The 22,506-nt window shown below is 66.5% G+C and carries 22 protein-coding genes; 7 read left to right on the top strand and 15 right to left on the bottom strand.

Translation table 11 applies throughout. The features are described from left to right. Positions 1–34: 34 nt before the first annotated feature. Positions 35–1,456: an amino acid permease gene (locus FGL98_RS04355; protein ID WP_146315517.1), complete on the top strand. Its 1,422-nt coding sequence runs from the start codon at positions 35–37 to the stop codon at positions 1,454–1,456. A 64-nt stretch (positions 1,457–1,520) separates the two neighbouring features. Here the strand turns inward: FGL98_RS04355 and FGL98_RS04350 are convergent, their stop codons facing one another. From FGL98_RS04350 to pdhA, 3 genes are read right to left on the bottom strand one after another with little or no spacing between them, the layout of a single operon-like run. Further along, positions 1,521–2,945, bottom strand: coding sequence for a dihydrolipoamide acetyltransferase family protein (locus FGL98_RS04350; RefSeq protein ID WP_146315516.1), 1,425 nt, complete (start codon positions 2,943–2,945; stop codon positions 1,521–1,523). 25 nt (positions 2,946–2,970) lie between these two features. Beyond that, on the bottom strand, positions 2,971–3,960 hold the full coding sequence (locus FGL98_RS04345) for an alpha-ketoacid dehydrogenase subunit beta (protein WP_146315515.1): 990 nt from the start codon (positions 3,958–3,960) through the stop codon (positions 2,971–2,973). Beyond that, the gene (gene pdhA / locus FGL98_RS04340) at positions 3,957–5,240 is read right to left on the bottom strand and encodes a pyruvate dehydrogenase (acetyl-transferring) E1 component subunit alpha (RefSeq protein WP_425460978.1); all 1,284 of its coding nucleotides are present in this window, start codon (positions 5,238–5,240) and stop codon (positions 3,957–3,959) included. Before pdhA ends, FGL98_RS04345 begins: the two co-directional genes overlap by 4 nt. Positions 5,241–5,743: 503 nt before the next feature. Between pdhA and FGL98_RS25235 the strand changes: the two genes are divergently transcribed. Beyond that, positions 5,744–5,890 (top strand): hypothetical protein, encoded by a 147-nt coding sequence (locus FGL98_RS25235; RefSeq protein ID WP_186525973.1) that lies wholly within the window; start codon positions 5,744–5,746, stop codon positions 5,888–5,890. Positions 5,891–5,989: 99 nt separating this feature from the next. On the opposite strand, the gene hisC is transcribed toward FGL98_RS25235, so the two are convergent. After that, entirely contained in the window at positions 5,990–7,084 is a 1,095-nt protein-coding gene (hisC, locus tag FGL98_RS04335) for a histidinol-phosphate transaminase (protein ID WP_146315514.1), read from the bottom strand. Between the two features lie 59 nt (positions 7,085–7,143). Here hisC and FGL98_RS04330 point away from each other — a divergent pair, with 59 nt between their 5' ends. The 3 genes from FGL98_RS04330 to FGL98_RS04320 all read left to right on the top strand — a co-directional run bounded on the left by FGL98_RS04330 (position 7,144) and on the right by FGL98_RS04320 (position 8,268). Beyond that, positions 7,144–7,542 (top strand): phage holin family protein, encoded by a 399-nt coding sequence (locus FGL98_RS04330; RefSeq protein ID WP_146315513.1) that lies wholly within the window; start codon positions 7,144–7,146, stop codon positions 7,540–7,542. A gap of 193 nt (positions 7,543–7,735) precedes the next feature. Beyond that, on the top strand, positions 7,736–7,960 hold the full coding sequence (locus FGL98_RS04325) for a DUF433 domain-containing protein (protein WP_246136362.1): 225 nt from the start codon (positions 7,736–7,738) through the stop codon (positions 7,958–7,960). Next, the gene (locus FGL98_RS04320) at positions 7,957–8,268 is read left to right on the top strand and encodes a DUF5615 family PIN-like protein (protein ID WP_146315511.1); all 312 of its coding nucleotides are present in this window, start codon (positions 7,957–7,959) and stop codon (positions 8,266–8,268) included. Before FGL98_RS04325 ends, FGL98_RS04320 begins: the two co-directional genes overlap by 4 nt. 397 nt (positions 8,269–8,665) lie before the next feature. Here FGL98_RS04320 and FGL98_RS04315 read toward each other — a convergent pair whose 3' ends face one another. After that, positions 8,666–9,562 carry an NUDIX hydrolase gene (locus FGL98_RS04315; protein ID WP_146315510.1) on the bottom strand — a complete coding sequence of 299 codons (897 nt, stop codon included), beginning with the start codon at positions 9,560–9,562 and terminating at the stop codon, positions 8,666–8,668. 180 nt (positions 9,563–9,742) lie between these two features. Beyond that, complete coding sequence (locus tag FGL98_RS25230) at positions 9,743–10,084, bottom strand: hypothetical protein (protein WP_186525990.1); 342 nt, start codon at positions 10,082–10,084, stop codon at positions 9,743–9,745. Here FGL98_RS25230 and FGL98_RS25225 point away from each other — a divergent pair. Next, positions 10,083–10,457, top strand: coding sequence for a DUF4232 domain-containing protein (locus FGL98_RS25225; protein ID WP_246136361.1), 375 nt, complete (start codon positions 10,083–10,085; stop codon positions 10,455–10,457). The two genes, FGL98_RS25230 and FGL98_RS25225, sit on opposite strands and share 2 nt — an antisense overlap. An 18-nt stretch (positions 10,458–10,475) precedes the next feature. Here FGL98_RS25225 and FGL98_RS04305 read toward each other — a convergent pair whose 3' ends face one another. Next, the gene (locus FGL98_RS04305; RefSeq protein WP_146315508.1) at positions 10,476–11,828 is read right to left on the bottom strand and encodes an MFS transporter; all 1,353 of its coding nucleotides are present in this window, start codon (positions 11,826–11,828) and stop codon (positions 10,476–10,478) included. Positions 11,829–12,035: 207 nt separating this feature from the next. Continuing rightward, positions 12,036–12,563, bottom strand: coding sequence for a DUF421 domain-containing protein (locus FGL98_RS04300; RefSeq protein WP_146315507.1), 528 nt, complete (start codon positions 12,561–12,563; stop codon positions 12,036–12,038). A gap of 266 nt (positions 12,564–12,829) precedes the next feature. Between FGL98_RS04300 and FGL98_RS04295 the strand changes: the two genes are divergently transcribed. Beyond that, complete coding sequence (locus tag FGL98_RS04295) at positions 12,830–13,132, top strand: hypothetical protein (protein WP_146315506.1); 303 nt, start codon at positions 12,830–12,832, stop codon at positions 13,130–13,132. Positions 13,133–13,523: 391 nt separating this feature from the next. Here FGL98_RS04295 and FGL98_RS04285 read toward each other — a convergent pair whose 3' ends face one another. The 7 genes from FGL98_RS04285 to FGL98_RS04250 all read right to left on the bottom strand — a co-directional run bounded on the left by FGL98_RS04285 (position 13,524) and on the right by FGL98_RS04250 (position 22,391). Next, positions 13,524–14,291, bottom strand: a complete 768-nt coding sequence (locus tag FGL98_RS04285) for a hypothetical protein (protein ID WP_146315504.1) — start codon at positions 14,289–14,291, stop codon at positions 13,524–13,526. 458 nt (positions 14,292–14,749) lie between these two features. Beyond that, the gene (locus tag FGL98_RS04280) at positions 14,750–16,855 is read right to left on the bottom strand and encodes an acetate--CoA ligase family protein (protein ID WP_146315503.1); all 2,106 of its coding nucleotides are present in this window, start codon (positions 16,853–16,855) and stop codon (positions 14,750–14,752) included. A 243-nt stretch (positions 16,856–17,098) separates the two neighbouring features. Next, the gene (locus FGL98_RS04275) at positions 17,099–17,773 is read right to left on the bottom strand and encodes a L,D-transpeptidase (protein ID WP_186525971.1); all 675 of its coding nucleotides are present in this window, start codon (positions 17,771–17,773) and stop codon (positions 17,099–17,101) included. A 430-nt stretch (positions 17,774–18,203) separates the two neighbouring features. Next, positions 18,204–18,896 carry a hypothetical protein gene (locus FGL98_RS25220; protein WP_186525970.1) on the bottom strand — a complete coding sequence of 231 codons (693 nt, stop codon included), beginning with the start codon at positions 18,894–18,896 and terminating at the stop codon, positions 18,204–18,206. A 20-nt stretch (positions 18,897–18,916) separates the two neighbouring features. After that, the gene (locus FGL98_RS04260; RefSeq protein ID WP_146315500.1) at positions 18,917–19,786 is read right to left on the bottom strand and encodes a L,D-transpeptidase; all 870 of its coding nucleotides are present in this window, start codon (positions 19,784–19,786) and stop codon (positions 18,917–18,919) included. Positions 19,787–19,863: 77 nt separating this feature from the next. Next, positions 19,864–20,355: a hypothetical protein gene (locus FGL98_RS04255; protein ID WP_146315499.1), complete on the bottom strand. Its 492-nt coding sequence runs from the start codon at positions 20,353–20,355 to the stop codon at positions 19,864–19,866. A 143-nt stretch (positions 20,356–20,498) separates the two neighbouring features. Further along, positions 20,499–22,391, bottom strand: coding sequence for a S53 family peptidase (locus FGL98_RS04250; protein ID WP_146315498.1), 1,893 nt, complete (start codon positions 22,389–22,391; stop codon positions 20,499–20,501). Positions 22,392–22,506 lie beyond the last annotated feature (115 nt).

The following is a 22,506-nucleotide window of genomic DNA, read 5'->3' as shown; positions in this document are numbered from 1 at the left end:
CCCACTACCTCACCTCACCCCGTAGGAGACCCTGATGTCCGACACCTTCGACGACATCCAGCAGCGCGAGCAGGGCCTGAGTCGCCAACTCAGCGCCCGCCAGCTCAGCATGATCGCGCTCGGTGGCGCTATCGGCACCGGGCTGTTTCTCGGCAGCAAGACCGCCATCGGCGAGGCCGGACCCAGCGTGATCATCAGCTACGTCATCGGTGGCTTCATCGCCTTGCTGCTGATGGGTGCCCTTGCCGAGATGACCGTCGCACACAGCACCACCGGATCCTTCGGGGCGTATGCCGAGCACTACCTCGGGTCCTTCGCCGGCTACATGCTCAAGTACCTGTACTGGTCGTGCATCGTGCTCGCCGTCGGCACCGAGATCACCGCCGTTGGTGACTATATGCAGTTTTGGCTTCCCGGCGTGCCATCCATCATCTGGGTGGTTCTATTTTCTGCGGCGCTGATCGGCGTCAACGCTTTCAACGTCAAGGCATTCGGCACGCTGGAGTACTGGTTCTCCACGGTGAAGGTCTTTGCGATCCTGGCATTCATCGTCCTGGCAGCGGGTTTGGTGGTGGGCGATCGCCACGGCGGCTACGGCGTGCACAACTACACCGCAGGCGGGGGCTTCTTCCCGCACGGCGTGTCAGGCATGTGGTTCGCGGTCGTCATCTCGATCTTCAGCTACCTGTCGATCGAGATGATCGCAGTCGCCGCCGGCGAGGCCAAGGATCCCGCAACGTCGGTCAAAAAGGCATTCAAGGTGACGGTGTTCCGCCTGTTCATCTTCTACATCCTGACCCTCGGCCTGATCCTGATGATCGCGCCGGTCAGCCGGATCCTCAAGGGCGGCAGCCCGTTTGTCACGGTAATGGAGATCGTCGGCATCCCCGGAGCGGACTCCGTCATCAACGTGGTGGTCATCGTGGCAGCGCTGTCAGCGATGAACTCACAGCTCTACATCTCCACTCGAATGATGTTCAGCCTGTCGCGCGGTGGTCAGGCGCCCGCAGTGTTCGGCCGTCTGCGAGCCAATGGTGCGCCGATCAACGCCCTGATCCTCTGCTCCGCAGGCATTGCCATCGCGGCCGTCGTCTACGTGCTCAGTCCGGACACGGCATTCACGGTCATGATGGCGCTGTCGATGTTCGGCGCAATGGCCACCTGGGGTCTGATCTTCGTCACCCACGTCGCGTTCCGCCGCGCCCTCAAGAAGGAGGGCACACCACTGGCCTACCGGTTGCCGTTCTACCCGCTCGGCTCCATCATCGGCGCGGTGCTGATGCTGTCGCTGCTCATCACCACGCTGTTCATGGACGACTTCAGGTGGACGCTGATCTATGGTGTTCCCTTCACAGCCGTCCTCGCCGTGCTCTACTTCGTGTTCAAGAGGCGTGACAGGACTCCGGACGCAACCGTGCCCGACCCGCATACGCCTCACGACGCCCTCGTCGAGTGAGCTCTGCGCGGGTGTTGGCGAAACGTCACGCTATAGCGACACTTTTCGCCAACACCCCGACTCGCTATCCCCAGACGAGCGCGCGGGCCGGATCCTCCAGCAGGGCAGCGATATCCGCAAGGAAGCGTGACCCCAGGTCGCCGTCGACCAGGCGGTGGTCGAAGGAGACGCCGAGCTGGGTCACCTGACGCGGCACGATCGTGTCATTGCCGTCGGCATCCGTCACGACCCACGGCATCTTGCGGATCTGCCCGAAGCAGACGATCGCCGACTCACCCGGGTTGATGATCGGGGTGCCGGTGTCGACGCCGAACACTCCGACGTTGGTGATCGTGATCGTGCCACCGGCCATGTCGGCCGGCTGCGTGCGGCCCTCGCGGGCCGTGCCGACGAGATCGCCGAGCGCATCGGCCAGCTCGCGCATCGTCATCCGGTCCGCGTCCTTGATGTTGGGCACCACCAGACCGCGCGGGGTCGACGCCGCGATGCCGAGGTTGACGTAGTGCTTCAGCACGATCTCCTGCGCGGCGTCGTCCCAGGTGGCATTGACGCCCGGGTTGCGCTTGACCGCGATGACCAGGGCCCTCGCGAGCACCAGCAGCGGCGTGACCTTGACGTCGCGGAACTCCCGGTCGGCCTTCAGCCGCTCCACCAGCTCCATCGTGCGCGTCATGTCGACCGCCACGAACTCCGATACGTGTGGCGCCGTGAAGGCGGATCCGACCATGGCCTGCGCAGTCATCTTGCGCACACCCTTGATCGGCACCCGGGTCTCTCGCTCGCCGTATGCCGCAGCGCCCCGAGCGCCCGCGCCCGCGATGTGGGCGTCCAGATCGGCGCGACTGATGACACCGTCCTCTCGGGATGACACGACCTGCGACAGATCGATCCCGTTGTCCTTGGCGAACTTGCGCACTGGAGGCTTCGCGAGCGGACGCCCGGGGGTCTCGATACGGCCCGCGGCAGGGCGCTCGCCTACTCGACCAGCCGGGATTGGGGCGGGCGGAGCGGGCTGGCTGGGCCTGGCGGGCGGGCGAGCCTGGGGGTACCTCCCGCTTGCGGGGGAAGAGCCGGCCCGCGGAGCCGGGCCCCCGGTCGACGCCGGCGCTGAGGTCTTGCGGGCGCGGCGCGTGCTGGAGCCCGCGGACGGACCGTAGCCGACCAGGTTGGCAACTCGCTCACCGTCACCTTCGTCGCTCGCGGGCGCGGGTGCGGCAGCCGGGGCAGCCGGGGCATCGTCCAGGGCACCCTCGACCTCGATCGCCACGATCGGCGCACCGACCTCGACGGTGGTGCCCTCCTGCACGAGCAGCTCCTGCACGGTCCCGCTCCACGGGATCGGCAGCTCCACCAACGACTTTGCCGTCTCGATCTCGACGACGACGTCGTTGGTCTTCACCGTGTCGCCCGGCTTCACCTTCCAGGTGACGATCTCCGCCTCCACGAGTCCCTCACCGGGGTCGGGCAGGTTGAACAGCTTCTTACCCATTGCGTAGGTGTCCTTCCCGGACGGCTCAGAAGGCCAGTGACTTGTCGACGGCGTCGAGCACCCGGTCGAGCCCGGGCAGGAACTCTTCCTCGAACCTGCTCGGCGGGTAGGGAATGTTGTAGCCGCCGACTCGCAGCACCGGCGCCTCCAGGTGGTAGAAGCACTCCTGCTGCACCAGGGCTGCCAGCTCGGCGCCCATCCCGAGGAAGGTGCTCGCCTCGTGCACGACCACCACCCGGCCGGTCTTCTTGGCCGAGGCAAGGATCGTCGGCAGATCGAGCGGCGAAAGCGACCGCAGGTCGACGACCTCCAACGACTTGCCCTCCTGCGCGGCGGCCTCGGCGGACTGCAGACAGGTCTTGACCATCGGGCCGTATGCCAGCAAGGTCACGTCCGTGCCCTGTCGCGCCACCCGCGCGTCGTGCAGTCCGAGCGGCGCTCCCGCGCTCTCGTCCAGCTCCACGACGGACCGCTCGTGGTAGCGACGCTTGGGCTCGTAGAAGATCACCGGGTCGTCGCTGGCGATGGCCTGCTGGATCATCCAGTAGCCGTCGGCCGGATCGGAGCAGGCGACGACCCGCAGGCCGGCGGTGTGCGCGAAGTAGGCTTCGTTGGACTCACTGTGGTGCTCGACGGCACCGATGCCGCCGCCGAACGGCACGCGGATCACGATGGGCACCTTGAGGTTGCCCAGCGACCGGGCGTGCATCTTGGAGACCTGGCTGATGATCTGGTCGAACGCGGGATAGATGAACCCGTCGAACTGGATCTCCACGACCGGACGGTAGCCGCGCAGCGCGAGACCGACTGCGGTGCCGACAATCCCGGCCTCCGCCAGCGGTGTGTCGATGACGCGGTCCTCGCCGAAGTCCTTCTGCAGGCCCTCGGTGATGCGGAAGACGCCGCCGAGCTTGCCGACATCCTCGCCCATCAGCACAACCTTGTCGTCGTGCTCCATCGCGGCCCGCAGACCGGAGTTGAGGCCCTTGGCCAAGCTGAGCTTCTGCTCACTCATGACTGAGCACCCTCCTGCTCGAACGACGCGTGGTAGGCGACGAATTCCGTCCTCTCTGCCTCGATCACCGGATGCGGCTCGACGTAGATGTCGTCGAACATGGTGGGCAGCTCCGGGTTGGGCATCTGCTGACAGGCGACGCGGATGCGCGCAGCCAGCTCGTCGGCCTCCTGGTCGATCTGGTCGAAGAACGTCGCGTCGGCGTAGCCCTTGGTCTCCATGAACCCGCGCATCCGCTTGATCGGGTCCTTCTCGCGCCAGATGTCGACCTCGGCGGCGCTGCGATACTTCGTCGGGTCGTCGGAGGTCGTGTGCGCACCCATGCGATAGGTGAACGCCTCGATCAGGGTCGGGCCCTGCCCGTCGCGGGCCGCGTCGAGCGCGGCCTTGGTCACGGCATACACCGCGAGCACGTCGTTGCCGTCGACGCGCACGCCGGGGAAGCCGAAGCCGCGAGCTCGCTGGTAGGGCGGGATGCGGAACTGCTTGTAGTTCGGCTCGGAGATCGCCCACTGGTTGTTCTGCACGAAGAAGACAAGCGGGGCGTTCGCGACACTCGCGAAGACCAGCGCCTCGTTGTAGTCGCCCTGGGCGGTGCCGCCGTCGCCGGTGAAGGCCATCACGGCAGCGTCCCGCTCGGGGTCGCCGGTGCCGACGTCGCCATCTCGCTGGATGCCCATGGCATACCCGGTGGCGTGCAGCATCTGGTTGCCGATGACGATCGTGTAGAGGTGGAAGTTGTGGGAGTTGGAGTCCCAGCCGCCGTGGTTGACTCCGCGGAACATGCCCAGCAGGTTCTCCGGCGGGACGTCGCGGCACCAGGCCACGCCGTGCTCGCGGTATCCGGGGAAGGCATAGTCCTGCTTGCGCATCGCGCGGCCGGCGCCGACCTGCGCGGCCTCCTGGCCGAGCAGGGACGGCCACAGGCCGAGCTCGCCCTGGCGCTGCAACGCGTGCCCCTCGGCGTCGATCCGCCGCACCAGGACCAGGTCGCGATAAAGCCGCTGAGCGTCGTCGGGCGTCATGTCCTCGACGATCTTGGCGTAGGGCGCGTTGGCCTCGTCGGTCTGCAGGCGGTTGCCCTCGGCGTCAAGGAAGCGCACGGTGTCGGGCCCGCCGTCGGTGAGGACGCCTTCCGCCCGCAGGGGGACTTCATGCTCCGGCCGCGATGCTCCTGCGCGAGCGGCAGGCGTGCCTACCACGGTCTCGTGATGGTGCACGGCATCTGGCTCTCCACTCGCGGCACGCTCGGCGGTGGCCGCATCTTCGAGGTCGCTCACTGGCTCTCCTTCGGTCCAGGGCGAGGGGTGGGCCCCGGAGTTCGTCGTCAGTGCACGGGATCACCGTGCCGGTCACAGTGCGGGCCGCGGACTATGACGCCGCTCACACCGCCAACAAGTCGCAGATTACCCGTGCTGACGGTCACTCCCATAATCGGGCCCCTCCCGCCGAGAGGCATACAAACGCACCGAGAGGCACACCTATTTGGTGGACCTCTCGGCGACATGTATGCCGCTCGGCGCTGCTGCGAGGCCGCTGGCGACCACGACACGGGCAGCCGCGGCAGGCTCAACCAGGCGATGCGCATGATACCGGAGAATGCACAATGACAATCGGAATGAAATCAGAATGAGTTGCGAACAATTGTCGCCATTTGCCGTTAAATCGATCATCCGTAATGTGCTCGATCGTGATTTCCGTGCCATAGAGTAAAACGTCCGATCCAGCCAAGATCTGGTCCGATCGGACTACCGTCAGCACTCGACAACACCTAGGAGCAACCATGATCGTGCTCGGCATTGTCCTTATCCTGCTCGGCCTTCTCGTGGCCAGCCTCAAGATCCTGCTCTGGATCGGCATCGTGCTCTTGGTCGTTGGCGTCGTCGTCAACCTGGTGCCGATCGGGGGCAGCCGGCGCCGAGTTTGGTAACGGCAGTAAAGGCGCCCGTATCCACGAATGGCACGGAATGGACTCGTCGAGCAAAGGATTTCTCTGTGCTCAACGAGTCCATTTCGGCGAGCGGGCCGCTCAGCCGTCGCGGAAGTCGTCGGCCACCTGCAGCAGGCGGTCGTTGGCCTGCGTCTCGGCGATGGTGCAGCGCACCCCGTCCCCGCCGAACGGCCGCACCACCAGGCCGGCCTCCTCGGCGACCTTGGCGAACGAGGTGGCGTCGTCGCCGAGGGGCAGCCAGATGAAGTTGGCGTCGCTGTCGGGCACGTCCCAGCCCTGCGCGCGCAGCCCGGCGAGCACGCGCGTGCGCTCAACGACCAGCGCATCGACCCGCTCCTGCAGCTCGCCGAACGCGGCGAGGCTGGCCACTGCGGCCTCCTGCGCGATCGTGCTGACTCCGAAGGGAACGGCCGCCTTGCGGACGGCCTCGGCAACGGGCTCGTGCGCCACGACATACCCGACGCGCAGGCCGGCAAGGCCGTAGGCCTTGGAGAACGTGCGCAGCACCGCGACGTTCGGGTGCGCGCGGAAGACGTCCATCGCCCGCGGTGCCTCGGTGTCGGTGACGAACTCGAGGTAGGCCTCGTCGATGACGACCAGCACGTCATGCGGCACCTTTGCCAGGAAGGCCTCCAGCTCGCCCGTGTGCACCGCCGGACCCGTGGGATTGTTGGGCGTGCAGACCAGCACCAGCCGCGTGCGGTCCGTGACGGCCGCAGCCATCGCGTCCAGGTCGTGGCGTGCGTCGGCGGTCAGCGGGACCTGTACGGACGTGGCGCCGGCAAGCGCCACGACGATCGGGTAGGCCTCGAACGAGCGCCAGGCGTAGACCACCTCATCACCCGGCTCGCAGGTGATCTGCAGCAGCGAGCCGAGCACGCCGACGCTGCCGGTGCCGGTCGCGATCTCCGCCGGGGTCACGTCGAGCGAGTCGGCCAGCATCCGGGTCAGCCCGGTGACGGCCATGTCGGGGTAGCGGTTCATCCCGGCGGCGGCGTCCTGCACAACCTTCAGCACGGACGGCAGCGGTGGGTAAGGGTTTTCGTTGGAGCTGATCTTGTAGGTCGTGACGCCCTCGCGCCGTGGCGCGGGCTTACCGGGCTTGTAGGCCGGCACGGCGTCGAGAGTGCTCCGCAGCCGAACAGCGTCGGTCGGCACGGTCTGATCTGTCATACCCGTCACTGTAAGGCGTGCCGTCGACGTGGCACAGCGGGCTCTGTCAGGATGGGGCCATGAAGGCCTTTGCGATCAAGACCGGCATCAACGCCGTCGCCCTGTGGGTCGCCGCCATCGTCCTGCAGGGCATCACCCTGACCGAGAGCGGCGCCACCACCTCCAGCAAGGTGCTGACGATCATTGTGATCGCCATCATCTTCGGTCTCATCAACGCGATCGTGCGGCCGATCGTGAAGCTGTTCTCGCTGCCGTTCCTGATCGTGACCCTCGGGCTGTTCACCTTTGTCATCAACGCGATAATGCTGGAGCTGCTGTCGTGGCTCTCGGGCAAGCTCAACCTGGCGTTCCACGTCGACCACTTCTTCTGGAGCGCCGTCCTCGGCGCGCTGATCGTGTCGTTCGTCAGCCTGATCCTGCACATTCTGATCCCGGAGAAGCAGCGCCCCCGTCGCTGAGCCGGCGAGCACCTCCCCGCTGATCGAGTAGCGCGAGGAACGAGCGCGTATCCCTCACCCGCTGATCGAGTAGCGCGAGGAACGAGCGCGTATCCCTCACCCGCTGATCGAGTAGCGCGAGGAACGAGCGCGTATCGAGATCCAGCAACCCGCGCCCCAAGACTCGAATGTCATACTCCTGAGTCATGTCCGCTTGAAGCGCATTACGACAGACCCGGCGATCTGCCATGGGCAGCTGACGGTGCGTGGCCTGCGTTATCCGGTGCAGCTGCTACTCGAGCGGCTGTCGTCAGACATGACGATCGACACCATCCTCGCCGACTACCCGGATCTGGAACGGGACGATCTTCTCGCAGCACTTGAGTTCGGTGCTCTCACGACAGGTGATCATCGGGTAGTCCCCCTCGACGCCGCGTGAAGTTCCTGGTCGACGCGCAGTTATCGGCTAGGTTGGCCGACTTCCTGAACTCTGCTGGCCACGACGCGGTCCACACCAGTTCCCTTCACAACGGAAGCCGATCGTCTGACCGTCAGGTCGCCGCCGCCGCAGATGCCGAGGATCGAGTCGTGGTCACCAAGGACAGCAACTTCCGTGACAGTCATCTCCTGAGGGAAACTCCGAGCAGACTTCTGATCATCGCGACGGGCAACGTCACCAACGAGACGCTGCTCGCGGTATTCGAGCGAAGCCTCACCGCAAATTGCCAACGCCTTTTCCAGCAGTGACATGGTTGAGATTCACAAAGCCTCGATGATCGTTCATGAGAGGCACGCAGACTAGTCCAGCCCGCACCCCTCAACCAGCCCGACGAACACTTTCACCGCTGATTGAGCCGGGCGAGCGCGAAGCGCGAGCGCGCGTCGATACCCACCAAGACACCCAGCGAACCTCACCAGGTTTCGATACGCACGGACTCGTCCCTCGCCGCGCTACTCAACCAGCCGTAATAGTGTCCAGCGCCCACCCCCCGCTGATTGAGCCGGTCGAGCGCGAAGCGCGAGCCCGCGTCGATACCCACCAAACCTCACCAGGTTTCGATACGCACGGACTCGTCCCTCGCCGCGCTACTCAACCAGCCGCAAAAGTGTCCAGCGTTCGCCTACTCAACCAGCCGAGTCGACCTCACCAGTCGGGGTCGCGGCCGTCCTCCAGGTATGCCGTGCCGACGCCTTCGTCGAGCTGCTGCACCGCCCGCCTGACCAGCCGGGTGGTGTAGTCGGCCGCGTGATCGGCGAACTCCCGCTCGTCGCACCAGTGCAGCGCCTTGATCTCGCGTGGTTGCAGGACCGCTTCGCTCAGCTGCTGCGCCGACACCGTCGCCTCGAAGAGGAACAGCGTCGCGTCATCCCAGCCCTGCCAGGGGGGCAACCAGCTGACGACGGCGAGCTCACGGATCACCGCATCCACACCGAGCTCCTCGGCAATCTCCCGGACGACCGCCTGGGCCGGCGACTCGTGCGGGTCGACGACTCCGCCGGGCAGATCCCAGTAGTGCTTGTAGACCAGCTCACAGGCGAGCACCCGGCCGGCCTCGTCGCGGATCAATGCCTGCGCGATCGCGCGCTTGGTGGGCAGTCCGCTGTTCAGGCCGGCGATGAACGCCTCATGGGTTGCAGCGCCCGGGTCGCCGACAACCCGGGCCATGAGCACCACATCACGCCCCGCCGCGTACTCGCGGATCAGTCCCTCCTTGCGCATCCCGGCGCGCGATGCCAGACGCACCGAGGTGCGGTCGCCGACCTCGACATACGCCTCGACTCGGTGGATTCCCAGGTCGTTGAACGCCCGGTCGATCAGCATCCGCACGCCCTGGTGGCCGTACCCCTTGCCGCGGTGCTCGCGGCCGAGTGCCCAGGTCAGCTGTCCCGTGGACTCCCGTCCCGGCACGTGTCGCAGCTCGACCGTGCCGACCTCGACTCCGTCCGCCTCGATCACGAAGGCGGCCGCCCGCCGGCCCTCGGTGTCGTCGGCGGCGCTGGTGGCGCGCAAGGTGAGGGTGGGGACGGCTGCAGACGGCATACCCCGACCCTACGACGCAGCACGCGAGATCGCTGGCCGAGATGCCTGGTGGGACCGCCCGCGCGAATCTGTGCACTTCCTGAACAACCCAATGGGGTCCTCGGGCGTCTATCCCGGTGTAGAGCCTGCTTCGCGCGGGCAGACACAACTAGGGAGGCACACCATGAAGGGGACGCGACGTCACCAGACTAAAGCCACTGTCGCAGCAGGATTCGGCATCGCCGCGGTCGCGCTGCTCGCCGGATGCGGTAGTGGAGGTTCGGGGTCTGCCACCGGCGCCGCGGGAAGCAGCACGCCTCTGCCCAGCGCGGCAACATCGCAGACAACCACGGCCGGCGGAGCATCAAGCAGTCCGTCGTCCAGCACTGCCGGACCATCCGCATCATCGTCCAGTGCACCCAGCTCGAGCCCCGCGGCCGGCGGCACCGGGACCAGCAGCGCCGGCGCCGGTGCAGGCTCGGGTATGCCGCGGTGCACGACGGCGCATCTGCGGATCACCGTGCAGGGCAACAATGCCGACATGCAGGGGTCGCACTCGTCGCTGCGGTTCACCAACATCGGCAGCAGTGCGTGCGAGCTGACCGGTGCGCCCGGCGTCTCCTACGTCACCGGCAACAGCGGCACCCAGGTCGGCGACCCCGCCACCCGGGTGCTCGGCCATCAGGTGGTCACGATCAAGCCGGGTGCCACCGCGTCCGCCGGGCTGTTCCGCTCCAGCGCGCCGGAAAAGACCCCGAGCTGCCACCAGGTCTCCGTGCGCGGCCTGCGCGTCTATCCGCCGGACAGCAAGACGGCGGCCTTTGTGCCCAGCGCGGGCACGGCCTGCAAGGCGCCGATGAACGGCCCCTACCTCAAGGTGGGCCCGGTCCTGCCGGGTGCGAACAACACCATGTGATCCGGTGCGAGCCGACCGTCAATGTGCTGAGTCTGCGGCGTTGCCGTCGCCGTCTCGCCCTGACGGGTCGGCCTCCCCGGTCTTGGTCAGACTCAGGTCGGTCGTCTCCGGAGCCCACAGATGGGTGACGACCAAACCGACCACGCAGATCGCAGCCCCTGCCAGGAGGCTCGGGCCGATCCCGAAGTGGTCGATACCGATGGGCAGCAGGAAGGTCCCGGCCGTCGCACCGATGCGGCTCGCCGCGGCGGCGAGGCCGACCCCGCTGCCGCGCAGCTCGGACGGGAAGATCTCGGCGGGATACACCCCGGTGAGGTCGTCGGAGACCGCGTTGAAGAAGGCGAATCCGGCGAAGCACGCGAGCAGGATGACTGCCGGTGCGGTCCCCCAGATGCCCAGCACCGCCAACGTGACGACCATGACATAGAACGACGTGAGCAGCAGCGATCGGCGGCCGACCTTCTCGATGACCAGCATCCCAGCCAGCGCACCGAGGAAGGCCACCGAGTTGGTGCCGATGATGCTGGCCTTGGCGTCGTGGATGCCAATTGACGCGAACACCGTCGGCGCGAAGGTGAAGATGGCGAAGTAGGGCGTGACCAGGCAGGTGAAGAACACGCACGCGAAGGTCGTGCCCCGCCACATGTCGGCCCTGAACAGGTCCGCGAACCGGGTTTCGCTCTCGGTCTCGCCGCCCAGGTCCTCGTCCTCGTAGTAGTCCTCGCCGAGGTGCTCCGCCACGATCTCGCGCGCCTCGTCCTCCTTGCCCTGGCTGGCCAGCCAGCGCGGCGACTCCGGCAGCCCCTGCCGCAGCAACAAGGTGGCAAGGCCGGGGATGGCGCTCGTCGCCAGGATCCAGCGCCAGTCCAGCCCGGCCGAGTGCAGCACGTAGGCGATGATCACGGACAGGAGGAACCCGCCATACCAGGCAACCTGAAGGCTCGAGAGACGACGGCCCCGGCCCTCGCGTGGCACCATCTCGGCGAGCATGGTCTGGCCGATGGCGTATTCGGCCCCGATGGCCAGACCGAGCAGCAGTCGGAGGATGAGCAGCTGGGTGACGTTGGTGACGAACCCTTGCAGCAGCCCGATGACGACGAAGGCGATCAGGTCGAGGATGAAGATCTTGCGCCGGCCGAACCGGTCGGTGAGGTAGCCGAAGATCGGGGCGCCGAAGAAGATGCCGGCCAGGGTCGACGCCGCGATCAGGCCCTGCTGCACCGCCGAGAGCCCGAAGTCCTTGGTGATGAACGGAAGCACGACGCTGATGGCGCCCAGGTCATATCCGTCCAGGCCCTCCCCGAAGGCCGTGGCCGACGTCAGCCTGGTCAGGAATCCCTTGTCGGCGCTGCCGGACTTCTGCGCGCTCATATGGCCCCCCTCGTGTCGCCCGGGGCCCCGTGCCGATCCCCGACGATCTTTGCGCCGGATCAGCTGCACCGCAACCACCTGAGACGGGCAAGTGTGTGCAGACCGCGCTCCCGGACGAGTGGAAAGTCCACCGAACTTCCGAGGTGTTGGCTGAATCTGCCGCTATTACGTGGGCTTCAGCCAACACCGGGTATGCGGGACGCTACGTCACGCGTGGAAACCGGCCGATCGGTCGAGCGCCTCCTCGACCAGGGGTGTGCTGGCGGTGTCATTGCGCACGATGGTGAGCTGCCCGGTCGCTTCGTAGATCAGGTACTTCACCTCGTTGAGGTCACCGATGCCCTGCTGGCGCAGGTGGGAGGACACGTCGTCCTCGTTGATCCCGCAGCGACGAAGCTCGCCGTCCCGCAGCGCCCCGTCATGCACCAGGATGCGAAGGGGATGATCGAAGACCCTGCGCATGGTCGGGAAGCGTCGCAGTCCGCTCGCCAGCCGATGCATCACGAGGAGTGCCACCAGCGCGACCGCGCCGGTGATGAACGACTGCGTCGAGGCAATGGCTGTCCGACCGACGACGGCGCCAATGGCGACGGCCGCGACGAAGTCGATGATGCGCCACTGAGCCAGCGTGCGCCGCTCCCCGGCGCGAAGGCCAACCATGGCCACGGCATACATGAGGACGGCCTTGCCCACCACGCCGCCGAGGTGCTGCCAGTTGCCAATGAACCAGTTCACGATCAGCTCCCTACTTGGGGCGCCGAACCCGAGTCAGTACGAACTGGCTCACGACCGACGCCACGTGTGCGTCATCGTCAACTGTGCACCCTTGCCCACCCCCAGCACGTGGTAGGCACGGTGAGTTCGGCCACGACCCAATCACCGCCGAAGGCGCGTCAGAGCCAAATTTGAGGCGGGCGCCTGCCCCATCAACTCACGTAGCTGTCCCGTTACTCAGCGATCACGCAGTAGTCATTCGTGAGCGGTTGTAATACACTACCGGTGTGGACAGGTTCGATGTCGACCGGCTCGATGCTGACTGGCCGTTCGAGATCGACCAGCAGGCCAGCCACCTCTTCAAACATCCCTACCTGGGTTTGGATGACGTCAGCGACGTCTGGGGCAGCGAACCGTTGTTCTATCCCGCCAAGCCACCCGCCCACCGGCTCATGGTCGCCGAGGTCTCCGGACAGGTCCTGACGGTGCCGCTGGCACCATCGAACGCCGGCAACCCGAGCACATGCCGCCCCATCGGTTGCTACATCGCAGCCGACCACCTCGCCCGCCGCTACCGGGAGGACCGATGACAAACACGAATATGACCCCCGAACAAGAAAACGCCTACTACGCAGACCCGGACAACCAGACACCCCAGGGGCCCCCGGTTCGCCGTAGGGCCAAGCTCAGCCAACCTGTGCCAGTGCGGTTTCCAGAGGATCTCCTTAGCGAGGTCCGTAGCCGAGCCGCCGCGGACGACCGTTCGGTCTCCAACTGGATCCGACGAGCCGTCGAGCACGAACTCACACGCGGTGCGAGTTGATCATCGCCGCCACTCCTGGTCCGCGTCATACGTGTACGTCGTCTTCGACCACCATTAATCGTGCGGGAGGTCATGTTCCCGCCAGGTCATACGTGTAGTCCACCCGCTGGAGATCATCGGCCCGGGCTCGGCCCTGGGTCTCCTCGGAATCGCATGGTTCAGGTCGTGGCCTTGCTGCTCTGGTCCTTGACCGCTTGCTTCGCAGTGACCGCACCCTTGGGTGCCGAGATGTGTTGGGTCTTGCCGTAGTCGGTGAAGTCAAGCTGTCCCTTGCTGGACTTCGTGTTGACGATGCGCAGCGGGACCGGTGGCTTGGCGTCGGCGACGTAGAGCTCGCTCCCGTCCCCTTGGGTCAGCACCAGCGCCTTCTTCCCTTGCAATGACTCATGCCTCACGCCGGGTTTCAGCGGTGAGTCGCTGGCGTCGATACTCGCCGCGAGCCCCTGCAGAGTCAGAGAGCTCAGATTGCCCGACGTGCCAGGAGACTTGATCCACTTGCCTGCCAGCACTGCAGCCTTGGGGCCGGCCGTCTTCTTCCAGAAAGCCGATGGCGCCTTGAGATACGCCGTTCCACCAACCTTGACGATGTGCAGAACCATGCCGTTGATCGTCTCGGTGCCAGCCGAATCTGTCCCCTGAAACTGCAGATCCAGTTTCTCGTGCTGCGCGCCGTCGGTGACAGTGCCGGTCACGTGCACCGCCTTGGCATTGAACAACGCAGACTTCGCGTCAGCGAGCACCTGCTTGGCAGACTTGCTCCCCTCCCCGCCGCCGCTACTGGCCGACGATGGCGCGGATACGTGTGTGCTGCTTGAGTCGTTGTTGCTCGACCCCGCGCTGCTCGCCCCGGACGAGCCGCACCCGGCCAGTCCGCCGGCCAACAGGACCGTGACCCCGCAGACAAACGTGTTCCGTTTCGTGCTCATCAATCTCCTCCCCACTGACCCCCTCCACCGGGACCACTAGTTCGGACGCTACCAGCGTTGACCGGTGGCACGCGGGATTAGAGGCGGGGCCAACTTGGGCCGCAAGCGATGGCGTACATCTGTGAATCAGGCTCCATCGCACTACATCCCGCACGAGTGGCATGCGCATTCAATTTGGTGGCGAGGATCTCTCGCACCCCCTTGCAGTGCAAGGACAGAGGGTGTGCGCCCGTGTCGCTTCTGTCATCCGTGAGGACCGGTGTCTCGCGATCTATGCGCCTGTCCTGGACGGGCTGGGTGGTCTCGATACGCCCTCGGCTAGCGCCTCGGACTACTCGACCAGCGGAACGGGCCGGCACCCCGGACTACTCGACCAGCAGAGCGGGCTGGGTGGTCTCGGACTACTCGACCAGCGTGGAGACTTGAGGTCTCGATACGCCCTCGGCTAGCGCCTCGGACTACTCGACCAGCGTTGAGTGGTGGAGGTCGATGCGTGCGTCGAGCGCGATGAGTCCGTCATCGGTGACGGCGAGTGGATTCATCTCGACCGACATCGCATCTCCATCCACGCTGCGCCCAAGCACAACCATCAGGTCGGCGGCCTGCTCAAAGCTGGCGTGGTGACGTTTCTCCAGGAACCTGCCGATCGCGGTCCGGCGCAGCGCCGCACGCGCACTCGACGGATTCAGGAAGCGCACCGGGCAGACCGCAGCGTCCTTGAGCTCCTCGGCCGCGCCCCCGCCGCTGCCGACCACGACCACGGACCCGGCCTGTGGGTCGTCGATCGTTCCGATGATGAGCAGCGCCGCCGCCAGGACGGCCCGCTCCACGACGATCGACTCGGTGTGCTCGAAAAGTTCCCTCACCGCCGCGGACACGTCTTCGTCGTCGCGCAGCCCCAGCCGGATCAGCCCGGCTGCGGCCTTGTGCACGGTGCTCTCCACGTTCGCCTTGAGCACCACGGGATATCCGACGTCCCGTGCGGCGCGAACGGCATCCTCGGGGCTGGTGGCAAGCTCGGCCGCACCGAATCGGACACCGAGGCTTTCGAGCCACTGGCGCGCCTCCCAGTATCCGATCGAAGTGCTCAGGTGGGCACGGTTCGAGGAGGCGCAGGGAGACTCAAGGATCGACTCGAGCACCGGACGGGTGCGCGACCAGGCACCGATTGCCGCAACCACGCGATGCGACCCCGGCAGGATCGGGCCAGGGAAGTCTGCCAGGACGTCAACCAAACCATCGGAATATCCTGGGATATCCCAGTAGGACAGTGCGATCCGTCCGCCCGCACCCCGAAGCGTCGCGACGATCCCATCCAGCAGCCCACCCTCCGTTGGGGCGCTCTGGGCATTGAGCGACACCAGATGGGCGTCGAAGTCGTTGGTCGTGACGAACCCTTCGATGGCGGCCATACCGTTCTCGGGCCGCCCCATCGCCTCGCCGGTCGGGTCGAACGGATTGCCGGCCCCGGCGAGTTCGAGGTTGGCAGCGACCAGGCGCTCGAAGCGGTCCGACACCGGCGGCAAGTGCATCCCGGCATCCGTGGCCTGGTCGGCGATCAACGCCCCCTCCCCACCGGACAGCCCAATGACTCCGAGCCGCAGCACGTTATCCGGCGGCCGTCCCCAGTGGGTGGCAACGCTGGCGACCTCCCACAGCTGGTCCAGGTCGGACACGACCGTTGCGCCGAGCGACCGCAACATCTCCTCTTCGACAACCCAGTTGCCGGCCAGGGAGCCCGTGTGTGTGCGGATCGCGCGGCCCCCGACGTCGCTACGCCCGGTGCGCAGGATGACAACGGGTTTGCCGTGCGCAGCGGCCGACCGCAGCACCGACTCGTACTGAGCGGGCCCGCCCAACTCCTCCACCAGCAACGCGATGACCGTGATGCGGGGATCCGGCAGCACAGCGGCGACGACGTCCCACACGTTCAGGTTCGCCTGTATGCCGGTCGCGACCGCCAGACCGATTGGCACACCGTGTGACTGGGCGCGGTTGAAGACGGCGTTGTTGGCGGCGCCGGACTGCGAGATCAACGCGATCGGCCCGCTGTGCAGCCGTTCGGGCGGCAGGTGATTGGTCACCGCGCGGGGCACGTAGCCGTCGTTCAGGTTGACCAGCCCCGTCGTCGACGGGCCGAGGATCGGGATCGGCTGCTCGGACAGGAAGTCCGTCAGCTCTCGCGCGCGACGCCGGCCGGCGTCGCTCGTCGCGCCCTCACCGAAGCCGGACGAGACGACGATTGCCGAGGTCGCGCCTGCCCCGACACAGTCGTGGAGCATCGGGACCACCAGGTCGGCCGGCACGACGATCACCGCGGTGTCGATCGCGGTGGGCAGTGAGCGCACATCGGGAAACGCGCGCAGGCCACCGACCCGGTCACGGCGCGGGTTGACCGGATACACCTCACCCTCGAACCCGTGGCGCACGAGGTTGACGATGGTGCCGCCGGTGAACGCGGCGGTGCGATCGTTGGCACCGACCACCGCCACCCGGGTCGGTCGCAGCAGGCTGCTCAGGTCCCAGGTTTGCCTGCCCTGATCCATGGTTTGGTCGGCAATCACAGCTCACCAATTCCGTTCCGTCTCAATGGACGTCCCGGATTCCCGCGTAGGACAGGCGGGCCGCTAGGACTTGGGTGGGTCGTCACGTGACGCCCCCACGCCGCTGTCATCTTCTCCCATGCCGGTGTCGAGGTCGCGTGCGACGGGCCGTCTGGGTCAGCGGGGATTTCGCCGGGTCTCGATACGACCTCGGCCAGCGCCTCGCTCTACTCGACCAGCGGACGGGGCGGACGCGCCTTAGGTTCAGTTTTTAATGTCGACCGGGGTGCCGTTGGGAACGTTGCGCAGCGCATCCAGGGCGCCGCCGGGCACCCGCACGCAGCCGTGCGAGACGCCGCCGTGCCGGCCCGCATACGTCGGCCAGCCGTGGATGGCAATCGTGCCCGGCCCGCCCTCGAACGACGCCATCGCATCCGAGTGCGCGCCGAGCGCGAAGATCACCGGGCTGAACGACTGCTTCGGGTCGTGGAAGCGGGTCATCACAAATGTGCGGGCCGTCGGCGTCGGCAGGCCGGGCCGCCCGTGGCCCACGATCCAGCCACCGACGACGTGCCTGCCGCGGTAGATCGTCATCACGCCGGCGTGCAGCGACACGACGATCCGATAGCTCGTGCTCTTGGTGGGTATGCCGGGTGCCGGCACCCAGGCCACCACGCCGTTGGGACGGCTCGGCAGTCGCACTTCAAGCCACCCCGGCCTGACGGCAAGCACCGGCAACCAGGTGGCGACCCCGACCTCCTCGTGCGGAATCATCGCGACCGGTGTGCCACCCGGCGCACGGAAGGCGACAGTGTCACGTGCGATGTGCGCCAACTGGCCCGTGGGCTCCGCGTGGACGTCGATGCCTGCATGGCGAAGGCGAGCGTAGGTATCCGCGACCGGCAGCGCCCTGAGCTGCGCAGCGGTAACCTTCGGCACCGCAACCCGCTTGGGCGCGGTGGACGACGGCGATGGATGCGCAGTGCTGTGAGTCGGCGACGGGGCCGAAGATGTGGCCGGTGGTTTGGCCGCAGTTCGGGCGGTAGTCGGTGGGACCGTCTTGACCGAGCCGGGCTGCAGAGTCGCGAGCGCGACGGGCGCGTCACCATCCGCGCGCAGTGCCGTTGGCGCCGGGGCGGAACAGCCCACGAGGAGCACGGACCCGGCGGCAAGCACTGCAATTGCCCGACGAGGTGACGAACCCAGTCGATCTCTGAGCTCGCGGATCAGCAGCTGCATGAGGTCAAGTCGGCGCGTGTCGTCTCGAGCCCTCGCGAACGAGTGAACAAGGCGAGGACATCGAGCGGCGACAAGGCCCCCGGCTGCGGGCGCAACCGGGGGGCTTGCTCGTGCTCAGTCGACGATCAGATCAGCCGGTGACGGGCAGCGTCGTGGTCGTCGGAGTCGCGGTCGGCGGCTCCGTCGGCGTTGCCGTCGATGTCGGGCTACCGGTCGGCGTCTGCGTCGGCGTGCTCGTGCCGGTCGAGGTCGGCGGGGTCGAGGTCGGCGGGGTCGAGGTCGGCGGGGTCGAGGTCGGCGGCGACGTGGTCGCAGCAGCACAGTTCGCACCAGTCAGCGCGACGTAGTTGATGCTCCCGGAAGCACTCTGGTCGAGGTAGGCGCCGACGGTGAACCCACCAAGGGTCTTCGAGCCGAATGTGACGGTCCCTATGGCGTTGGGTGAGCCGAGGAATGTCGCCGCCGAAACCGACGTGCCGGCCGTGTGAGTGCCCGCGGCGCCGCCGCCGGTCACGGTGACCGAGGGCATACCGGCGACACAGGTCGTGGTGACAGAGACCGATGCCGAATGGATGCTCGACTCCTGGAAGCCGCTGACCGTGCCGGGCGACGCGGACGCGATCGAGGCGATCATCCCGCCCTCGCCATCATTCAGGGCCGTGCCCCAGCTGCTGCTAGCGCTCGTCACCGGAATGTTGTAGGCGATGCCGGCGAACGTGTTGCCGGGAGCAGCGGAACTGCCCGCGCTGGTCATGATCAGGCCAGCGGCGCCAAGAGCACCTGCCGCAAGCGAGGCTCCGAAGAGCGCAGCATTGCGCTTCATTGTTTGTCCCTTCCTTGGGTTCATGCGGTGATATCAATCGGTGTGCCCGAGGGCAGCTTCTTGAAGGTGGATAACGCACCAGCCGGGACTCGGACACAGCCATGAGAGACCTTGCCCTCGCGGCCCGCCTTCGTGGGCCAGCCATGCACGGCGACGGTCCCGGGCCCGCCGCCGAAAGTGTCGAGTGTGCGCGAGTGGGTGCCGAGGGCGTAGATCACCGGTGAGAACGTCTGCGTGGGGTCGACGAACCCGGCGAGGAGGAAGGTCTGTCCGGTGGGGGTCGGTGTGGCGCTCTGACCCTGACCGACGGTCCACTCACCCATGATCTTTCCCCCCTTTGTCACAGTCATCGTGCCTTGCTTCAGCGCGATCTTGACAGCCCAATCGGTCCGTGCCGTGCGCAGACCGTCCCCCGGAATCCATGCAGTGGCGCCATCGGGACGTGATGGCAGCCGCACGTGGATCCAGTTTGCATCACGCCCGATGATTGGCAGCCAGGTCTGGTCGCCAATCTGCTTGCTCGGGATCACTGTAATGGGATTTGCGCCAGGTTTGGCGAATCCGGCAATATTTGTTTGAATCTGCACCACTTCGCCGCCGCTTGGTGCGCTCTCGTTCACCGGCGCGCCCTTGACGGTCGTCATCGTTGTCGCACGGGGGAGCTTGGCCAGAGTTGCCACACTGACGGATGGTATGGCGATGTGCCGCGCTGCCGGTGCCGGTGCCGAGAGCCTGGTCTGCGCCGCCTCCGGGTGCGAGCTGCCTCCGCCGAAGAACTTGATGGCCAGCACGACGCCGAGTGCGATCAATAGGAATCCGCACGCCACGCCGAGCACCGTGGTGCCGATGCTTCGGGCAAGGCCCCGCCCGTTGAGCCGGTGTGCTGGCATAGCTCCTCAACTGCATTACCGACCCGGTGGCCGCGCATCCCCTGAACGGCCAAGCATAGCGAACGCGGTGACGAACCTCACGACCCCGGCACCGTCGCCTTGCCGACCGAAGTGATCGTCACCTTGCTGGCCACCAGCACGGTGTAACCGCAGGTGCTCATCGCGTGCGGAGCCACGTGCCCCACCACGGTCACCTCCGCCTGCAACGGCAGACGGTTGCCCTCCTGGAACCCCGAGTGCGCCACCTGGCTCAGCTTTGCGGGAATCGTGTTACCAGTCAGCGCGTAGCGATCCCCGTCGGTGGTCGTGAACCCGATGCAGGTCAGACCATGTCCCAACACCGTGCCGTGGAAGGTCCGGTCGGCTGGGGTGCTGCTGGCGCCGGCCGAGGTCGACGGTGTGGGCCGGCTACTGGTCGCGGGTGTGGACGGCTGCCCGCTTGGGGCGGCACTGGTCGGGCCGGCCACATTCGACGAGCTTCCTGCTCCGGATGTCGTGCTGGAACCACAACCCACGATCGTCACCATCCCCAGTGTCATCACCGCTATTGCCCCGAGCCGTGCTCGCATCAGCCCTCTCCTCTTGTGCGCGCCTGGACTCTCAGACTACGTCGCTCCCCCGGGGCGAGGTGGCTCGCGCACTGTCGGATACGGCTCTGCCCCCAGTCGCAGCTGTGACTGGGGGCAGAGTGTTGGGCGTCTGCGCCTGATGACTACTTGATGGCCTGGATGAAGGCTGCGCCGTGCGGCGTGCCGACACCGGTCACGTTGTCCCAGCCCGCCTTGGTGACCAGCGACTGGTGGTGGGTGTCAAAGCCGATGACCAGACCACTGGTGGTGGTCATCGGGTAGTAGACACCCGCCTTGTTCGGGCCGTTGACATCCGTGATCGCCGAGGTGCCCGCAAGCTGGTAGAGCTTCGGCGCGATGTTGCCGACCTTGTACTTGTTGGCCGTCTTGCCGAGGCCGACCAGCGCCGCCGTCACCGGTGTCGCCAGGCTGGTGCCACCGATCGGCTCGTAGGTCAGGCCGCCGTCGTTCGTGTAGATCGTGTAGCCGGTGAACGGGTCGGCAACGGCTGCAATGTCCGGCACCACGCGCATCGTGCTGGAGTAGCCGCCGACCTTGCCCTTCTGCCATGCCGGCATGGACCAGGTCTCACTGATGCCGCCGCCGGCGCCGTAGGGCGGGTAACTGTTCGTCACATCAGGGAAGGTCGTGGCTCCCGGACTGGCCTGCGAGTAGAAGCCGTCCTCCCAGCCGGTCAGGGCCGAGAGCGAGCCTGTCGACTTCATCCCCACGGACGTGCCACCGACCGCGGCGACGTAGTAACTGGTGGCCGGGTAGCCGATGTGCGGCTTGCCATCGTTGGTCTTCGTCTTCCGGGAGTTGTCGCCCGAGTCACCGGTTGCGGCAAAGACCGACATGCCGGTCAGCGATGCCTGCAGCAGCGGACGATCCCACGAGTTCTTGTCCGCCGTGGTCAGGCCCTGGTCCGATGACGTGCCGAACGACATCGAGATCGTGGTCACCTTGTGCGCGTCCACGGCCTTCTGCAGCATCGCGGTCAGATCGCTGTCGTTGCAGCTGGCCGCGCCGTAATACGTGATCGACGCGCCCGGGGCGATGGCATGGCTCGACTGGACGTCGAGGTCCTGCTCGCTCTGGGCTCCGGCGCAGGCCGGGTCGTTGGTGTACGGGTTTGTGACCGCGGTGTAGCTGGCCAGCGTCGGGTAGCCGGCCTTCTTCATGTAGGTGTTGGTCTGGGCCAGCTCGTTCTTGTTGTTGTCCCACAGCAGAATGCCCAGCGAGGCCTTGGTGGTCTTGTAGGCCGCGGACCCGTACATCTTTTGCAGGTCGGCCGGCATGTAGCCGCACATCACGTTGGACTCGTTGCTGTACTTCTTGGATTTGGGGTAGAGGTGGTCGCCCCAGTACGCGGAACAACTCGTGCTGCCATCCGACGCACCGTTGGCAAGCGGCTTCATGTTCTGGCCGAGCCCACCTGTGTGCACCATGCCCTTGGCGGACGCTGACTTCTTCCAGTTCGGCTGCACCACGTGGTCGGTGGTCATGTGGTGCACCGAGTTGAGTCCGGCGATCCCGCTCAGGCCAAGACTGGCTGGCACCGAGGGAGAGGCATTGGTGGTCAGCCCACTCTTGCCGTCCAGCGTGGCGCGGTGCATCTGCACCTTGAACGCCTTGTTGACGTGGCTGACGGTGCCGCTGACCGTGACCTGGCCGGAGTCCCGGCTGATCTGGGTCACGGTGAAGCCCTGCGACTTCGCCCACTTCGACACCTTCGTCAGCTGCGCCGCGCTCGGCGCGAAGTAGGTGCGGTACTGAGCCGGCGACAGCACGACGCTCTTCTGGACGAGCCTGTTCGCCAGGTCCTGGTTGCGCAGTGGCAACTGGAAGGTGAAACTCATCGGCTGCGTGCTCGCGGCCGCCCCCTTCACCGATAGCCCGCTGGCGTGGACAACGCCAGAGTTGGGCAGCACGGTCCTACCATCATTGCCTGCGGAAGCTGCCAACGCACCCGCGGCGGGGATCACCGCCACGGCCGTTGCAGCTGCCGTGAGGGCAGCGAGGTTTCGACGCTTCATCCGAGTCGCTCCTTGGTCTGGTCACATCTGTGTGATGCACGGGATGCTCCGTAGCCGAACGACAGTCACCCTTCCGACTGACACCAGCACTCCTGATAAACCCCTGTGCGTGCTA

This window comes from Leekyejoonella antrihumi, assembly GCF_007845645.1.
Taxonomy (GTDB): domain Bacteria; phylum Actinomycetota; class Actinomycetes; order Actinomycetales; family Dermatophilaceae; genus Leekyejoonella; species Leekyejoonella antrihumi.
The sequence above is the reverse complement of the archived record's forward strand: the minus strand, read 5'-3'. Positions and strand labels throughout refer to the sequence as shown.

What these genes read in the sequence shown, in the direction of transcription:
- hisC (WP_146315514.1), bottom strand. Translation starts at nt 7,084, where the DNA reads ATGACAGATCAGACCGTGCCGACCGACGCTGTTCGGCTGCGGAGCACT.
- FGL98_RS04260 (WP_146315500.1), bottom strand. Translation starts at nt 19,786, where the DNA reads ATGCCAGCACACCGGCTCAACGGGCGGGGCCTTGCCCGAAGCATCGGC.
- FGL98_RS04255 (WP_146315499.1), bottom strand. Translation starts at nt 20,355, where the DNA reads ATGCGAGCACGGCTCGGGGCAATAGCGGTGATGACACTGGGGATGGTG.
- FGL98_RS04305 (WP_146315508.1), bottom strand. Translation starts at nt 11,828, where the DNA reads ATGAGCGCGCAGAAGTCCGGCAGCGCCGACAAGGGATTCCTGACCAGG.
- FGL98_RS04250 (WP_146315498.1), bottom strand. Translation starts at nt 22,391, where the DNA reads ATGAAGCGTCGAAACCTCGCTGCCCTCACGGCAGCTGCAACGGCCGTG.
- FGL98_RS25230 (WP_186525990.1), bottom strand. Translation starts at nt 10,084, where the DNA reads ATGTCGGCATTGTTGCCCTGCACGGTGATCCGCAGATGCGCCGTCGTG.
- FGL98_RS25225 (WP_246136361.1), top strand. Translation starts at nt 10,083, where the DNA reads ATGCAGGGGTCGCACTCGTCGCTGCGGTTCACCAACATCGGCAGCAGT.
- FGL98_RS25220 (WP_186525970.1), bottom strand. Translation starts at nt 18,896, where the DNA reads ATGAAGCGCAATGCTGCGCTCTTCGGAGCCTCGCTTGCGGCAGGTGCT.
- FGL98_RS25235 (WP_186525973.1), top strand. Translation starts at nt 5,744, where the DNA reads ATGATCGTGCTCGGCATTGTCCTTATCCTGCTCGGCCTTCTCGTGGCC.
- FGL98_RS04315 (WP_146315510.1), bottom strand. Translation starts at nt 9,562, where the DNA reads ATGCCGTCTGCAGCCGTCCCCACCCTCACCTTGCGCGCCACCAGCGCC.
- FGL98_RS04330 (WP_146315513.1), top strand. Translation starts at nt 7,144, where the DNA reads ATGAAGGCCTTTGCGATCAAGACCGGCATCAACGCCGTCGCCCTGTGG.
- FGL98_RS04285 (WP_146315504.1), bottom strand. Translation starts at nt 14,291, where the DNA reads ATGAGCACGAAACGGAACACGTTTGTCTGCGGGGTCACGGTCCTGTTG.
- FGL98_RS04355 (WP_146315517.1), top strand. Translation starts at nt 35, where the DNA reads ATGTCCGACACCTTCGACGACATCCAGCAGCGCGAGCAGGGCCTGAGT.
- FGL98_RS04350 (WP_146315516.1), bottom strand. Translation starts at nt 2,945, where the DNA reads ATGGGTAAGAAGCTGTTCAACCTGCCCGACCCCGGTGAGGGACTCGTG.
- FGL98_RS04345 (WP_146315515.1), bottom strand. Translation starts at nt 3,960, where the DNA reads ATGAGTGAGCAGAAGCTCAGCTTGGCCAAGGGCCTCAACTCCGGTCTG.